This is a genomic window from Mesorhizobium sp. AA23, assembly GCF_001672435.1.
Lineage (GTDB): Bacteria > Pseudomonadota > Alphaproteobacteria > Rhizobiales > Rhizobiaceae > Mesorhizobium.
In genome coordinates, this window is the sequence record NZ_LYTP01000033.1 from 169,444 (window position 1) to 186,500 (window position 17,057).

7 protein-coding genes are annotated in these 17,057 nt (G+C 65.0%); 6 read left to right on the top strand and 1 reads right to left on the bottom strand.

Annotated features, from left to right (window positions below; genetic code table 11):
* Positions 1 to 85: 85 nt before the first annotated feature.
* The gene (locus A9K66_RS28715) at positions 86 to 3,373 is read right to left on the bottom strand and encodes a glycosyltransferase (protein ID WP_156751166.1); all 3,288 of its coding nucleotides are present in this window, start codon (positions 3,371 to 3,373) and stop codon (positions 86 to 88) included.
* A 24-nt stretch (positions 3,374 to 3,397) separates the two neighbouring features.
* Between A9K66_RS28715 and A9K66_RS30615 the strand changes: the two genes are divergently transcribed.
* The 6 genes from A9K66_RS30615 to A9K66_RS28740 all read left to right on the top strand — a co-directional run bounded on the left by A9K66_RS30615 (position 3,398) and on the right by A9K66_RS28740 (position 17,034).
* Positions 3,398 to 3,844: a hypothetical protein gene (locus A9K66_RS30615; protein ID WP_128292735.1), complete on the top strand. Its 447-nt coding sequence runs from the start codon at positions 3,398 to 3,400 to the stop codon at positions 3,842 to 3,844.
* 1,073 nt (positions 3,845 to 4,917) lie between these two features.
* Positions 4,918 to 5,235 (top strand): hypothetical protein, encoded by a 318-nt coding sequence (locus A9K66_RS28720; RefSeq protein WP_095826372.1) that lies wholly within the window; start codon positions 4,918 to 4,920, stop codon positions 5,233 to 5,235.
* Positions 5,236 to 5,327: 92 nt separating this feature from the next.
* Complete coding sequence (locus A9K66_RS28725; protein ID WP_082954148.1) at positions 5,328 to 11,234, top strand: DUF4347 domain-containing protein; 5,907 nt, start codon at positions 5,328 to 5,330, stop codon at positions 11,232 to 11,234.
* A gap of 237 nt (positions 11,235 to 11,471) precedes the next feature.
* A complete protein-coding gene (locus A9K66_RS28730; RefSeq protein ID WP_067330632.1) occupies positions 11,472 to 13,778 on the top strand; it encodes a peptidase domain-containing ABC transporter in 2,307 nt (768 codons plus the stop codon).
* A 78-nt stretch (positions 13,779 to 13,856) separates the two neighbouring features.
* Positions 13,857 to 15,263, top strand: a complete 1,407-nt coding sequence (locus tag A9K66_RS28735; protein ID WP_067330634.1) for an HlyD family type I secretion periplasmic adaptor subunit — start codon at positions 13,857 to 13,859, stop codon at positions 15,261 to 15,263.
* Positions 15,264 to 15,306: 43 nt separating this feature from the next.
* Entirely contained in the window at positions 15,307 to 17,034 is a 1,728-nt protein-coding gene (locus A9K66_RS28740; RefSeq protein ID WP_067330637.1) for an SEL1-like repeat protein, read from the top strand.
* Positions 17,035 to 17,057: the final 23 nt, after the last annotated feature.

The following is a 17,057-nucleotide window of genomic DNA, read 5'->3' on the forward strand; positions in this document are numbered from 1 at the left end:
GGGTCCGCGATTGGACGCAGTCGCTAAGCGACCTCCCGCTGAACGGCTGGACTCGCCCGAACCCGACCGCACCGCCCTGTGACGCTCATCGAACAAGGCCGACGCCTCCGCGCTTGCGGATCGCCACTAGCCCTCCGAGCAATTTTGCCTGGCTAAGCTCGAAATGGCTGTCGAAGAACCGGATTTCGGCGAACTGATCGGCAAGGTCGCTGATACCGACCGGGTCGATTGATCGGGCCGTGCCGTGCTGTTGGATTTCTCGCAAGAGATGCTTGGTGAGTGTGATTTCAACGGCATTTTCGCTTGTTGGCTGCCAGTCGAGGTCTTCGATGAAATACCATCCACCCTCTGCGAGCAGCGGGAAGAATTCGCGCAGCGTCAGTTGCTCGTCGAACGAGGCGTGGCTGCCGTCGTCGATAATCACGTCAAGCGAGCCCGGTTCCAGCTTCGCCGCGACCGAGCGCAGATCCTCCAGCTTGGATTGATCGCAGACGAAAGACTTGAACCTCTCATTGTTGAACTGAGAAAAATCCGTCAGGTCGACACCGATCACCTCGGCGTAAGGAAAATAGGATTGCCAGAGCGCGACCGAGGGCGTCTCGGACTGGTCGCCTTCCGCGGCGATGCGACAAAGGCCGATCTCCAATAGCCTCCGCATGCAAAGTCTCCGGCTGGACAGCAGCCGCTCGTAGACGCGTGCGTAAGCATGCCGGTTGCCGGTATGGCGGTTCTTGTCGGTGTTGAAGCGATCAGCAAGATCGATGAGTGTGGGAAAGCTCCGCAGCGGCTCGACCAGCAAGGAGATGAGCGGCGCTCCTTCCTCGCCCGAGCGAGCCTCATTTCGTGCCGTCCACAGGTGTGTTCCGAAGACACGCTCATCATTCAGATAGACAGCCAAATCGGCGAGCGGCTTTTCGAACTCGCCTATCTCGGTCCAATCGATCGCGTTAAAGAACATCGGCCCGAAGACCCAATCGCGCAGCTCGGCGCCTTGATCCGAAGCAATGTAGTCGGAGAGCAGTTTCGGGCCGATTTCGCCAAATCCCTTGCCGCTCTCACCGAAGAACCGCTCGATTGACATCTCGTAGAGCGCTCTCAAATGGGGGCTGAAGGCTTCGGCATAGATGACGTTGCCGCAGACGAAGTGGCCTTGGTGCCCGCCGCGCCATTGCAGATTGAAAAAGTAATCGCCGCGGAACGGAAACGGTCGCAGCATGACCACGTCGCAATCCATCCACAACCCGCCATGTTCGTAAAGCACGGCGTAGCGAAAGGCGTCGCTGAAATAGCGGATCTCGGAGCCGGCGACCATTCGCTCGAACAAGCTGCGCGGCATCACGTCATCCGCGGCGCGTACCTCGACGCCGAGCGGCACGAGGAATTGAAGCTTGTTCGGCGAGTAGCTCCAGACCCTCACGGGATGGCCTGCGGCGCGCATCGACGTGGTGGCGGCAATCAAGGTCAGATGCTTCGCAGTGTCGGAAAGCACCTCGTAAAAGCAGTGGATCTGAGGCAGCGCGGCATCTCCCCTGTCCAGGAAGGGGGCTATCCGGCTATCGAACGCCCAGGATTGATCGCGACGCTCATGCGGCGAGTCTGCGAAGCGAAGGAACGGCGCCAGCTCGAGCAGGACCTCCTCTGTGCCCTTCGCATTGCCGGAGAGGACAATCCTGCTCGCCTCCTTCGGGAGTCCGCTGTCAGGCCGGGTTTGTTGATGGAGGTCGCCGGGTTCTTTGCGCTGCTGAGCCGCCACAATTTGTATGGTCGCACCGTCCGCCGACGTCGTCGCAAGTGAGCTCCAATATGCCTCGCTTGCGAACAAATAGTCGGTCCTCTCCAGCAGCGAGCTTACCTCCGAGGCATCGACGGCGGCGATCCACGCTTCGCTCTCGGCGACGCCGTACGAAATCAGCAGGCGCTCGTCTTTTGGGTGCCAGGCTAGGCCGGCGGCAAATTCACCCCCCTTTTCATTGAAGAAGAACGGCCGGCTGATCTTTGCCAAGCAACCTGTTTCGTCCAACCAGACGAAGCGGTGCTGGCAGTATGGCTGAGCCCCGTCCGGCCTTGCCCGCGTCTCGTGCGCGAGTGTCAGCCATCCGCCTTCGAAGGCAATCGCCTGGGTGCCTCCCTTGAGCTCGTCGGCAGCGACGGAAGACGGCTTTTCCGATATCGTCTGCCCTTGATCGCCGACAATGCGGATGGAATCACCCACAGAAAGGAACTGCAGCCGCTCCCGGTCGGTGCCGATGCCAGCCGGCTTGACGAGGGGGAGCCAGTTGTTGCCGTTCATCTTCGCACCGATCGGCCGGAGCACTCGCCAGTCAGTCATCCGGTATGGTGCAGGCCCGCCATGGTCGATGCGCGCGATGACCGGTTCGCCTTCTGCGGCCGACGCGCGCATATAGGCGCTGCTCCACAATTGCCCCTCCCAGGCAAACGGACGCATGGCCTCGAGGCCGCAGCCGTAAGCAGGTCGCGGCAAGTCGGTCGGCTGTGAAATCTCGTCGGCCGACGCGATCCCGAATTCGCTGTCGATGCGCAGCAAGAAATTGCGTGTGTGCACCGCCGCTCGATCCGGCGCTCGAGCCCGGAGGTCCTCTTCCGCCGCCGCCAAGGTGATGGCCCCCTGCAACACTACGATCTGGTTGTCCCAGCGAGCCACGGACGGGTTTGAGAGCCGATAGCCCTCGGGCGGCACGAAGGCGACCGGTTGCGCAGTGAACGATGGCATCATCGTCTTGGCGGGCTCGATGTAGAAGAACAGGTTGGAGCGCGCCAGATCGCGGGAACCGTCGGCGATGCTGCGGCTCAGCGCCAGCCAATTGCACACTGCGAACCCGCGGTCCTTGCGCAATGGATCGCTGGCGTAGTTTGCCGCGATCGCGTATTCCTCGCGAAGGCCCGTCGTGTAGATGAAATCCTCGAGAAACAGGATGTCTTGCTCCGGTTTCCTGATCGCCAGACCGGCTTCCGAAAACAGCACGCTGGCGTCATTCATCCCCTTCTCGCGATGGAACCGCGCGAGGTCGTAGAGGGGTTCGGTACGTTGCGGGCGCTGATTGAAGGCAGCAAGCGCCTGGCGAATGAAGCCTGCGTCGTCCCCGAGCTTTCTTAGGCAGCGCGCCTCCTGCAGCCGGGCGTTCCATGCTTCCTCGTCCCAGCCGCCCATCGCCGCGCGTTTGGCGTAGGCCACCGCCGCCTCGGCCGTGCGTCCGGCGTCGCGGTAGGACTGTGCCAGGTAAAACCAGTATCGGTGGTTCTCCGGGTCTTTCTCCAGCGCCTCCAGCAGGAGCTTGATGTCGCGCTCGAACTTGTCGACGCGGTTCGATCCGGTGGCGTGGTCCTTGTACCAAACGCCCTGCAGTTCCTTCACGTCGCCGGGAACGTCGAGATATTCATGCGTCACGCCACGGTAGCGGGCGCCGGCATCGCGCCTGACGATGCGGGTGTTCCAATAGGCGAGGTCGGAACCGGATCGCTGGAGCAGCCGATAGCCGGGACAGTCGAGCTGCGCTCGGAAGCCCGCGTCCTCGACGACCAACTCCATGTCGGCGTCGTCGAAAAGCAGATAATCATAGACGAGCGACGAAGCATATGCATGATCGAGCGCGGCGTTGCGGGCCTGCTCGAAATTTTCGAAGGGGAACTGATGCAACTCCCCGGGCAGGTCGCGATCGGCGAAGAAAGCCCTGATGTAATCCTGGGTCCCGTCGGTCGACCCGGTGTCGCCGATGACCCAGCAGTCGATGTGGTCGACAACCGCCCCCAGACAGCGCTGCAGGTTCGCCATCTCGTTCTTGACGATCATGTTCAGGCAAAGTCGCTTGCCCGTGGTCATCCGTGAAATTGCCATCTCTCGCTCTGACGTTGCGCGACGTTCAGCAATGCCATTCTTCGTGCCGCGGATTAATTCGCGGAGCCGTCTCGAAGCTCCTATTGTCTACTTGTCCCGCCACCGGAGCGGCTAAGGTCCTCAGACGATCTCCGCCCACTTCACCGCCATTTGCCGAGCGACGTCAAGATCGACGAAGCGGTGGTTGGCGTCGACCCATCGCCACGCCGAAACGGGATAGCGGGAGCTCGATCCCGATCACGTTTCTGGGTTTGACGCAAGTTGCCGGGTGAGGTTAAGTTATGGATTTCCAAAATATTTTCTAGAGTTGCGGTCTGTAATATTTCCTGACCTAATACTTTAGAGGTAGGCCGGTTTAGTCGCTTCCATAGTTTACAGATCGCTAATTTTCAAATTTACTAATTTGCTGCTGTGAGGGGGGGCCCACAGGTCGTGGGTAGCTGGCATTCTGCGGAAGTCGTAGGGGAGTCAAGCCAGAGGGTTCCGGAGTAGCAAGGCCAAAGTCGCGGACGACTAAGGCACGTGCGTTAGTGAGCGCGCGGCCGAGTGAGCGTTTGTCTTTTTTGTTCGGGTCGAACAGGTTTTTCCACTCCGGAGCTCTCTCGCGAGTTTTCGCCAAGAGATCGGCGTCGGCTGTGACGGGAGTGGATCGTGTATCACGTGATATCACGTGCGTTTCCCAGGGAGTTTGAAGCCCGCCGCTTCGACAAACTTCAAACCTATCCGCAACTGAGCGCCGCAGGCCGTGCCCATCTATGCGCCGGCGGGAAATTTGTTGCTGCAAGGTGCGGCGGATTGCTCCCGTGCCCCGCATCCAAACCAAATCTCAACAGAGCTGTTCAAACCGAGTGCCGTCGGAAAACGGCGCCGTCTGCGACTTCCTGCCCGCCGATCGGACCGGGAGTCGTCTGGAGCAAAGGCTGCAGCCCATCACGTCTTCGCGCGCGAGCTTTCGCGCGAGTTTGCGGCCAAGCCCGTCGGATCGGGGGCGGTACTGCGGTGATTGAAAATCAAGTGTCAAGCAGGAGAAGCCGCGGCACCAGCCGCCGCTAATCGGGGAGTGCATGATGACCTACGCAACTTCGTCTACTGCAATGGACGTGACCGTTAGGGGCGTTTTGCCCATCGGCGACGCGACCGAGCATATAACCTATTTCATTCTGGATGCCGCCAAGAACGCGATCGTCGGCCAGGTCATTCTTCCCGCCGCCGTCAAGCGAAGCCACGCTGTCGCAATAACCGTGAAGGTTCCGAGCACCGCCGGCTCTCTCGCGATCGGGACATTTGACGATGGCGGGAATTTCCAAGCCTCCGGTTTCCTCCGCGTGGAGGCCCCCCTCGTTGGCCGCCCAAGCGGCGCCGTCGGGCCGTCCGGAAGATGACCGCGGCCAAGCGCAATTTCCGCGCCGCTCGCCGACTAAGCCGGTGGGCGGTTTCCCTTTTGAAATGAATTGGACGCGAACAGGAGCCAGTCATGGCCCGTGCCTCTGAAATTCTCTTTGTGGATCCTTCGATCTCCGATCTCGAGACTGTTCTGAGCAACGTCCGGCCGGGGATCGAGGCCATCCTGGTCGATGGCCGTCAAGCGCCGGCGGCGCAGATGGCTGCGGCGCTGAGAGGGCACGAAGAACTGCACGCGGTCCACATCATCGCGCACGGCGCACCTGGTCGGGTTGTTTTCGCTTCAGGAGAATGGTCGGTCGGGACGTTGAAGGGGGCGGCTGAGGAATTCGCCGCGATCGGCAGGGCGCTCGCTGCGGACGGCGAACTGCGGCTATGGAGCTGCGAGACGGCTCGAGGAAACGCAGGCGATGCGTTCGTCGACGCTTTGGAAGCGGCCGTCGGCGTGGATGTCTGCGCGTCCAGTTCGCTTGTCGGTGCGGCAGTCCTGGGCGGTGCGTGGGAACTACCCGCACGTGCGGGCGCGTCGGCGCCCCTGCCGCCGCTGACTCCAGTTGGCGTAGCAAGTTACATCGGGGTGCTTGCAGCGGCCGATCTCACACTCACCGGGGACATAACTGCTGGCGGCAGCTCTTCGGCTGTTAACACATACTATATAGTGGACACTCACGCGATTCCTCCGACCAATCCGTCGCTTAATACTGCCGATGATACAGTTGTTGGTAGTTTTCAGCTTCCGTCTGCAAACCAAAACGGTTTAATCACAGACTTTTCTACAACAATAACGATCCCAAACACTACTGATATTTATTTTGTCTACGACAGTACTTTCAAACTCTACGGTACGCTTTCTCCAGTTCCCGGAGGTTATAGTTTTACGCCTGTAGATAATAATAATGGCGATAATGGCAATCACTTTGATACCGCTGCCTTCATCGCCACCACAGGTCAAGGCGCGACCGGACCCGCGGGTCCGACTGGAGCTACAGGTGCCGCAGGTGCGACCGGCGCGACAGGTGCGACCGGGGCCACGGGCGCTACCGGAGCAACCGGTGCGACTGGCGCTACCGGTACGACCGGCGCTACGGGCGCTACCGGAGCAACGGGCTCGACAGGCGCGACCGGAGCAACCGGCGCCACAGGTGCGACCGGAGCCACGGGCGATACCGGGGCAACCGGTGCGACCGGCGCTACAGGCGCGACTGGCGCCACGGGTGATACCGGAGCAACCGGCGCCACAGGTGCGACTGGCGCCACGGGTGATACCGGAGCAACGGGCTCGACGGGCGCGACCGGAGCTACAGGCGCCACAGGCGCGACTGGCGCCACGGGTGATACCGGAGCAACGGGCGCCACCGGCTCGACAGGTGCAACTGGAGCGACAGGCGCTACCGGCGATACCGGAGCAACAGGCGCGACCGGCTCGACAGGTGCGACCGGAGCAACCGGCGCCACAGGTGCGACTGGCGCCACGGGTGATACCGGAGCAACCGGCTCGACGGGTGCGACCGGAGCAACCGGTGCCACAGGTGCGACCGGCGCCACCGGCGATACTGGAGCAACCGGTGCCACAGGTGCGACCGGCGCCACCGGCGATACTGGAGCAACCGGCGCCACAGGTGCCACCGGCGCCACAGGTGCGACCGGCGCTACTGGTGCGACCGGCGCCACGGGTGATACAGGCTCGACTGGAGCAACAGGCGCAACGGGCGATACCGGAGCAACGGGCTCGACGGGCGCGACCGGAGCTACAGGCGCCACCGGCTCGACCGGCGCGACCGGAGCAACCGGTGCCACAGGTGCGACCGGAGCCACGGGTGCGACTGGCGCCACCGGCGATACCGGAGCAACGGGCGCAACCGGCTCGACCGGAGCAACCGGCGCCACAGGTGCGACCGGCGCCACGGGCGATACCGGAGCAACGGGCGCAACCGGAGCAACCGGCGCCACAGGTGCGACCGGAGCCACGGGTGCGACTGGCGCCACCGGCGATACCGGAGCAACGGGCGCCACAGGCGCGACCGGCGCCACGGGCGATACCGGAGCAACCGGAGCAACCGGCTCGACCGGTGCGACCGGAGCAACCGGCGCCACAGGTGCGACCGGCGCCACCGGTGATACCGGAGCAACGGGCGCAACGGGCGCGACCGGAGCAACCGGCGCAACCGGCGCCACCGGCGATACCGGAGCAACCGGCGCCACAGGTGCGACCGGCGCCACCGGCGATACCGGAGCAACGGGCGCAACCGGCTCGACGGGTGCGACCGGAGCAACCGGCGCCACAGGTGCGACTGGCGCCACGGGCCATACCGGAGCAACGGGCGCAACCGGCTCGACCGGTGCGACCGGAGCAACCGGCGCCACAGGTGCGACTGGCGCCACCGGCGATACCGGGGCAACAGGTGCCACCGGCGCCACGGGCGATACCGGAGCAACGGGAGCAACCGGAGCAACCGGTGCGACCGGCGCCACCGGTGACACCGGAGCAACCGGCTCGACCGGTGCGACCGGAGCAACAGGTGCGACTGGCGCTACCGGCGATACCGGAGCAACGGGAGCAACCGGAGCAACAGGTGCCACCGGCGCCACGGGCGATACCGGAGCAACGGGTGCGACCGGAGCAAACGGCGCCACAGGTGCGACCGGCGCCACCGGTGATACCGGAGCAACGGGCTCGACGGGTGCAACAGGTGCGACCGGCGCTACGGGTGCAACGGGTGCGACCGGCTCGACAGGCGCAACCGGCGCGACTGGAGCTACTGGAGCTACCGGGGCGACTGGAGCAACCGGCGCCACAGGTGCGACCGGCGCTACGGGTGCAACGGGTGCGACCGGCTCGACTGGAGCAACGGGTGCGACAGGTGCGACCGGGGCCACGGGCGCTACCGGAGCAACCGGTGCGACTGGCGCTACCGGTACGACCGGCGCTACGGGTGATACCGGAGCAACGGGCTCGACGGGTGCGACCGGAGCAACCGGCGCCACAGGCGCGACCGGCGATACCGGAGCAACGGGCTCGACGGGTGCAACAGGTGCGACCGGCGCTACGGGTGCAACGGGTGCGACCGGCTCGACTGGAGCAACGGGTGATACCGGAGCAACGGGTTCGACCGGGGCCACTGGGGCGACTGGAGCAACCGGCGCCACTGGTGCTACGGGCGATACCGGCTCGACCGGCGCTACGGGTGCGACTGGCGCCACGGGCGATACCGGCTCGACTGGAGCAACCGGCGCCACAGGTGCGACTGGCGCTACGGGTGATACCGGAGCAACGGGCTCGACAGGTGCGACCGGAGCAACAGGTGCGACCGGCGCCACCGGCGATACCGGAGCTACAGGCGCCACCGGCGCGACGGGTGCAACAGGAGCAACTGGCTCGACAGGTTCGACCGGAGCAACAGGTGCGACTGGAACTACCGGTGCCACTGGAGCAACGGGTGCGACTGGAGCTACCGGAGCTACCGGCTCGACGGGTGCGACCGGAGCCACCGGTGCGACTGGAGCAACTGGCGCGACTGGAGCGACCGGCGCTACGGGTGCCACAGGCGCTACCGGCTCGACAGGTGCGACCGGAGCCACCGGTGCGACTGGAGCAACGGGCTCGACCGGCGCAACCGGTGCGACCGGCGCGACTGGAGCAACGGGCTCGACCGGAGCAACCGGCGCCACGGGTGCGACTGGAGCTACCGGAGCTACTGGCTCGACAGGTGCGACCGGCGCCACCGGTGCGACTGGAGCTACCGGAGCTACCGGCTCGACGGGTGCAACCGGAGCAACCGGTGCGACTGGAGCAACGGGCTCGACCGGCGCAACCGGTGCGACCGGAGCCACGGGTGCGACTGGAGCTACCGGCTCAACTGGAGCAACGGGTGCGACCGGCTCGACCGGTGCGACCGGTGCGACTGGAGCAACGGGTGCAACCGGCTCGACTGGCTCAACTGGTGCGACCGGTGCAACCGGCGCCACGGGTGCCACTGGAGCCACCGGAGCTACTGGCTCTACTGGGGCGACCGGCGCTACGGGTGCCACAGGCGCTACCGGAGCGACTGGCTCGACCGGAGCAACCGGAGCCACGGGTGCAACTGGTGCAACTGGTGCGACTGGAGCGACTGGCGCTACGGGTGCCACGGGCTCGACCGGAGCAACCGGTGCGACTGGAGCAACGGGTGCGACTGGTGCAACCGGCGCCACGGGTGCGACTGGAGCTACCGGCTCGACAGGTGCGACCGGAGCCACTGGAGCAACGGGCTCGACCGGAGCAACCGGTGCGACCGGAGCCACGGGTGCGACTGGAGCTACCGGAGCAACTGGAGCGACCGGCGCTACGGGTGCCACGGGCTCGACCGGAGCAACCGGTGCGACTGGAGCAACGGGTGCGACAGGTGCGACCGGCGCCACGGGTGCCACCGGCTCGACTGGGGCGACCGGCGCTACCGGAGCTACAGGTGCGACCGGCGCCACGGGTGCCACTGGCGCTACCGGCTCAACTGGAGCAACTGGCGCGACCGGAGCGACCGGCGCTACCGGTGCGACCGGAGCCACAGGTGCCACGGGCTCGACGGGTGCGACCGGAGCCACCGGCTCGACCGGAGCAACGGGTGCTACCGGCGCGACTGGAGCAACGGGTGCGACTGGAGCAACGGGTGCGACAGGTGCGACCGGCGCCACGGGTGCGACCGGCTCGACCGGCGCCACGGGTGCCACCGGCTCGACTGGGGCGACCGGCGCTACCGGAGCTACAGGTGCGACCGGCGCCACGGGTGCCACTGGCGCTACCGGCTCAACTGGAGCAACTGGCGCGACCGGAGCGACCGGCGCTACCGGTGCGACCGGAGCCACAGGTGCCACGGGCTCGACGGGTGCGACCGGAGCCACCGGCTCGACCGGAGCAACGGGTGCTACCGGCGCGACTGGAGCAACGGGTGCGACAGGTGCGACCGGCGCTACGGGTGCCACGGGCTCGACCGGAGCAACGGGTGCGACTGGAGCAACGGGTGCGACAGGTGCGACCGGCGCCACGGGTGCGACCGGCTCGACCGGCGCCACGGGTGCCACCGGCTCGACTGGGGCGACCGGCGCTACCGGTGCAACCGGCGCGACCGGAGCAACGGGCTCGACCGGAGCAACCGGCTCGACCGGCGCTACGGGTGCAACCGGAGCAACCGGCTCGACAGGTGCGACCGGAGCCACCGGTGCGACTGGAGCAACGGGCTCGACCGGAGCAACCGGTGCGACCGGAGCCACCGGTGCGACTGGAGCTACCGGAGCAACTGGCGCGACTGGAGCGACCGGCGCTACGGGTGCCACGGGCTCGACCGGTGCGACCGGAACTACCGGCTCGACCGGTGCGACCGGAACTACCGGCTCGACTGGAGCTACCGGAGCAACTGGCTCGACTGGGGCGACTGGAGCAACGGGTGCGACCGGCGCCACCGGCTCAACCGGAGCGACCGGAGCGACCGGCGCAACGGGTGCAACCGGCTCGACGGGTGCCACCGGGCCGGGCGGCGCAACGGGCCCGACCGGAGCGACCGGCCCCGGCGGCGAGACCGGTGATCGCGACAAAGGCAACAACGGCCATGGCAATGATCCTGACCACAACGACAGCAGCAATCCTGGGAAGGGACATTCCAACGATGGCACTGATGCCGATGGCTCGCCTGGCCATCGCACCGCCGCGGTCACGGCCAACTCGCTCGGGCTCAAGGACACGACGCAGTTCCTGCAATCCGGCTCGACCGACAGTGATGCCGTCAGCCATGCGTCGTTCCGTCAGCTTGTCAGCCAGGCCGCCGGTTCGGTGACGACCGACCTCCTGAATGTTCTCAACACGATCAGGGGATTTGGTCAGAACCAGAACAAGCCGTTGGGTGCAAGCACCGACCTGACCTCGGATCAGAACAAGCAGGGTGCCGGCTTCGCCAATAGCGACGACACGGTGAAGAAGGCGCTGAAGGATATTCTGAAGCCGCATGACTGAGCATGAGTGAGCAGGAATGGCGACCGGACAGACGACGATAGAAACCGGTCCAAAGCTGAGAAGCGGGCGCGCGGGCTTTGCCGAAGGGCAGGGCCCGCGCGTTCGGCCTTTCCGAGTGGTTAAGGGGCTCGCGCGACCGACCGCCGTGGAGTATCATCAGCGCCCCCAGAGATTCCGGCGGAAATGGTCCGCCCCGGGCAATGTCGAACCACCGCCTGCCTACCCGAAGGGGAGTCCATGGTGAACGTTCCTGGGAGTGCTGAAGTCCAGCCTGTGGAGCTGCGTGCCGGGACCGCGGCCGACCCGACCGGCATGCCCGGCGGCACCAGCGAAACGGGGCAGAGCCCCGGTGGCCCCGCCGAGTTCGACCAGGTCGGGCCGCGCCTCAAGGCGATGCTCCGGGTCGCCCGCTATCACGGTATCGAGCTCGATCCGAACGAATTCAGGGCAGCGAGCGCAGGCCCGTTTCCAAGCGCTACCGACCTGTCGGAATGGGCGCAGAACGGCGGCATGTGGTCCCGGGCAGTGCGTGTTCGCTGGTCACACCTGTTGCGCTTTCAAGATACCGGACCAGTCGTTCTCTTGTTCAGCGATGGCGGCGCCGGTCTCCTCACCGGGGCGAGTGCCGAGCGCAACGTGGTCTTCCTCAAAAGTCCGGAAGCGCCCGACGATGGTCCATCCACCGCTGTCGACGAGTTGCGCCTGTCGCAGGTGTGGACGGGCGAGGCGGTGCTGCTGCGAAACGCGCGATCCTATGTTGCCGCGGATGCGCCTTTCACCCTTCGCTGGATCGCCGAACTGGTGCGGCACGAAAGCCGGCCGCTTCGCGACGTGGCCATCGCCTCCTTCACACTCAGCGTTCTGACGATTTTGCCGCCGCTCATCGTCATGACGGTGGTCAACAAGGTATTGCAGTTCAACAGTGTCTCGACGCTGTTACTCTTGTCGGCCATAGTCGCTGTCGTCTTCGCATACGAGACGCTCCTGGGCCACGCGCGGCGACTGATCATCAACGTCGTCGGAGCCCGCCTCGACACCAAGCTGCAGCTGCACGTTTTCAGCCGCCTCTTGCGTCTGCCGCTCGACTATTTCGAGCGCCACCCCGCCGGCGAGACAATGTACCACCTCGCGCAGGTCTATCGAATCCGCGAGTTTCTGACAGGCAAACTGCTCAGCACGTTCCTGGACCTGATCACCCTGTGCGTGCTGCTGCCGGTGATGTTCTATATCAACGTGACGCTTGCCTGGATCGTCGTTGCGTGCGCAGTGGTGATCATGCTGATCATCCTTGCCTTCCTGAAGCCGCTGCGCCGAAGGTACCAGCGGGTGATCGAGGCCGAGACCTGGAAGTCGGCGGCGCTGGGCGAAACCGTTGTCGGCATAAAGACCGTGAAGGCGCTTGGTCTCGAGCCGCAACGCAAGGCGCTTTGGGACGAGCAGGTGGCGGAGGCGGGAAGCGCGCGCCTCTCCTTCGGGCAGTTCGCCAGCTGGCCGCAGACCCTGGTTACGCCCATTGAACGCGTAATGGTGCTCGGCACCATGCTGATCGGCGCCTATCTCGCGATGAACGACAGTTCCGGCTATATGGTCGGCGGTCTGTTCGCCTTCATGATGATCTCCCAACGCGTCGCGCAACCGCTGGTCGGATTGGTGCGGCTGATCGAAGACTACGAGGAGGTGGGAGCGGCGATCGGCGAGGCGGCATCCGTCCTTAACCGGCCGTTGGAGACGAGTTCGAACTCCCTCGGTCTGCGGCCAAGGCTCCTCGGCGAAGTTACGTTCAGCGATCTGACGTTCAGCTACATCGGTACCAAGACGCCCGCCCTCGACCGGGTCAGCTTCCACATTCCGGCTGGGACCATGTTCGGCATTGTCGGGCGGAGCGGGTCGGGAAAATCGACCATCGCGCGGCTGCTGCAGGGGATCAACCGGGATTACAGCGGGTTCCTGAAGCTGGACGGCGTCGACCTCAAGGAAATCAACCTGCGTCATCTTCGCCAGGGGCTCGGCGTGGTCCTCCAGGACAATTTCCTGTTCCGCGGGTCGATCCGCGACAACATCATCGCCGGCCGCGCAGGCTTGACGCTGTCCGATGCCATGCGTGCCGCGCATCTCGCCGGCGCGGAAGAATTTATCGAACGCATGCCGAACGGATACGATACCTACATCGAGGAAGGTTCGCCCAACCTGTCGGGCGGGCAAAAGCAACGGCTGGCGATCGCGCGCGCCCTCATCCACGATCCGACCATCCTCATTCTCGACGAGGCCACCAGTGCTCTCGACCCGGAAAGCGAAGCGGTCGTCAGTGCCAATCTCATGCGTATCGCCAGCGGGCGCACCATGATCATCGTCTCGCATCGGCTGTCCTCGCTCACCGACTGCGACCAGATCCTGGTCATGGAGCAGGGCAAGGTTCTCGACGTCGCTTCGCACACCGTCCTGCTCGAACGATGCGGGCTCTATCGCCAGCTGTGGTCGCAGCAGAACCGACATTTGGACAATCGCGGCGGTCGGCCGGCGGCCGTACCGCCGCGATTGGTTTGACGATGTCGTGCCGCAGCGGGATCGAGATTGAAATGGTCGTCTCGCCAAGCATGACTTCGACACGAGGACTGGTAAGCCATGAGTAGCACCTCGCTCACCGTCCGCCAGGCTCGCTGGCGCCGAGCGAAAGCGAACGATCCGACGACGCCGGCCATACTCGAGTTCCAATGGCCGTCGACTGCCGTCTCCAATGCGCCGATTCCTCGGTCGGCGCGCGGCATCGTATGGATGATTTCGAGCCTCGTGATCGTCTTGATCACCGTGGCCGGACTGATACCGGTCGACCAGGTCGTGACGACGAGGGGGCTCGTGGTTTCACAATCGCCCAACATCATCGTGCAGCCGCTGGAGACGGCGATTGTCCGCTCGATCGAAGTGCGCGAAGGACAGCATGTGCAGGCCGGCCAATTGCTTGCGCGCCTCGATTCGACCTTCGCCTCGGCAGACCTGCAGGCCTTGGCCATGCAGGTCTCTACGCTTGAGGCTGAAGTGGCACGGTTGAAGGCGGAGGCCGACGGCAAGGAGTTCAACTATGACGGCCTCGACCCCAGCTGGACCCTGCAGGCCTCGATCTTCGAGCGCCGCAAGGCGGTCTACGAGGCTAAGCTGGAGAATTTCGATCGGCAAAGCGATGAACTCACTTCCGTGATCTCGCGCGCGCAATCTGATGCCGCTGGCTACCGGCAGCGGCTCTCCGTCGCGGCATCGATAGAACAGATGCGCAAGCAGCTGGAAGAAAGGCAAGTCGGGAGCCGCCTCAATACCCTGCTGGCCGAGGACAATTCGGCCGAAATGTCGCGCGCGCTCGGCAACGCCGTGCAGACGGCGGAAGCTGCCAGGCGCCAGCAGGCTGCGGTAGCCGCCGACCGCGCCGGCTACATTCAAGGCTGGCGCGCGGAAGTCTCGCAAGGTTTGTCGGAGGCGAGCTCTCGCATGTCCGACGCGCGCGAGCTCTTCAACAAGGCAAAGCTGCGCAAGCAACTGGTCGAGCTGAAAAGCGAAGGAGATGCCATTGTCCAGTCCGTGGCAAAGGTGTCGGTCGGCTCGGTCCTGCAGTCGGGCGAGCGCCTGATCACGCTGGTGCCCGCCAAGGCGCCGCTCGAGATCGAGACAAATGTCGTCGGCCGAAGCAGTGGCTTCGTCCATGTCGGCGATCCTGTCGTCATCAAGTTCGATACCTTCCCCTATTCGCAATACGGCCTCGCTCACGGCACCGTGCGCACGCTCAGTCCGGATTCCTTCTCCGCTCAGGAGCAAGCCCGCGATCCAGACAGTTCGCTGGCAATGCTGCCCTCGAACACAGAACCGTTCTATCGGACGCGCATTTCCATCGATCAGGTCGCGCTGCATGACGTACCCGCCGGGTTTGCCCTCACCCCCGGCATGCCGGTGACCGCCGACGTTCAGGTCGGCCGGCGCACGGTGCTCAAATACATGCTTGGGGTGATGCTCCCGATCGGTCAGGAAGCGATGCGCGAGCCGTAGTCTGCAGCTCAAGAGGAACCGGAGCAGCCAGAGGCTGGCATCGATGACAATTCTGGATCGCCTGACTGGTTTGGCTAGCCCATCCGTAGCATTGCGCAGGGCGACCCAGCTTGCTGAAAATGGCAAGCCCACCGAGGCCTTTCCGCTCTTCGCCACGGCTGCGCGTGCGGGCATAGGCCAGGCCGAGTATCGGGTCGCGCGTTGCTATCTCGAAGGTTCCGGCGTGCCGCCCAGCCGGGCAGAGGGGACGCGCTGGCTGCGGCGAGCAGCGGATCACGGGAGCGCTGATGCGCAGGCGCTTCTCGCCGCACTTTACGTGACCGGGATGGCGACAGCCGAGGCTGACAAGGGCTCCGAGTCGGAACGCCTGTTCGTGGAGGACACGACGAGCGAGCCAGACTTTGCGTCAGCGCTCGACCTTGCCACGAAGGCGGCCGAGGCCGGCTCCGCCACCGGCCAGGCACTCCTCGGCTACATCCTGACCAGCGGTCCCGAACCGATGCGCGACGCGGATGCTGCCTGTAAGTGGTACGAGCGGTCGGCCGCGGCCGGCTGCGCCGAAGGAAGCCTTGGTTTTGCCCTGGCGCTGGCACGGCGGGGTCTGTCGGCAGACCGGTCCAGGATTGCCGATGAGGTCCGGCGGGCGGCGGACGCTGGCTTGCCGACGGCAATCTATCTTCTCGCGATCCTGACCGAACACGGCCGCGGCGTCGCAGGCGACATTGCGGGTGCGGCGCGATTATACCAGTCAGCTGCGGAGAAAGGGCTTCCTGCGGCCCAATTCCGATTGGGTCTGGCGCTTGTCGACGGGAGCCTCGGCGATCAGGATCCTGTGACCGGAGAGGCCTGGATACGGCGTGCGGCATTGGCGGGCAATTTCGAGGCGGCGAATCTTCTCGGCGATCGTAACGTGAAGAGCCGGCCGCCGGACTTTTCAGAGGCGGCAATTTGGTATCGTCGTGCGGCCGAGGGGGGTCACCAGGCCGCCGCTCGCGCGCTGGCCTCTCTCTACCTGACGGGAAACGGTGTCGCCAGGGACGAGCAAGAGGGGGCGCATTGGCTGCGCACCGCCGCAAGCAGCGGGAACCGGGCAGCGCAAGTCGATCTGGCCAATCTTGTTCTTCAGGGAGCCGGCGAGCCGGACGATATCACGAGCGTAGCGGGGTGGTTCGAGGCGGCCGCATTATCGGGCGACCTTATCGCCGCCTTCAATCTCGGGCTGTGTTTCGCCAAAGGCGTCGGCGTGCACCAGGATGAAACTCGCGCCGCGCAATGGCTGAGGCGCGCGGCTGAAGGCGTGGCTGAGGCTCAGTACATGTATGCGCGCATTCTCAGGGACGGGCGCGGCGTGGCTGCCGACGCGCAACAGGCTCGTGCCTGGTTTGCCCAAGCGGCCGAAGGCGGCATGCTCGATGCGCAAGTGGCACTTGCTGAGATGCTGCTCAATGGCAGCGGAGGCAAACGCTCTCCCGAAGCCGCAATACAGCTGTTCCGACGGGCTGCTGCCGACGGACATGCCGGCGCAATGTTTGCTCTCGGCGCGCTGCAGAGCTCCGGCGAGGGACTGCCGGTCGATCACGTGGCGGCGCAGAAATGGTTTGCGGCCGCGGCCGAGCGTGGGCACGGGCAGGCCCAACTGATGCTCGGCCGATATTTCTCGAAGGGCCTAGCCGGAGAGCACTACCCGGCAGTCGGCCGCCTTTGGCTCGAGCGAGCGGCGGCGCAAGGTCTTGAGGAAGCGGCCGACGAACTTTCCGAATTGGCCGGCTGAGGCATTCACTGCCAAGGCTTAGC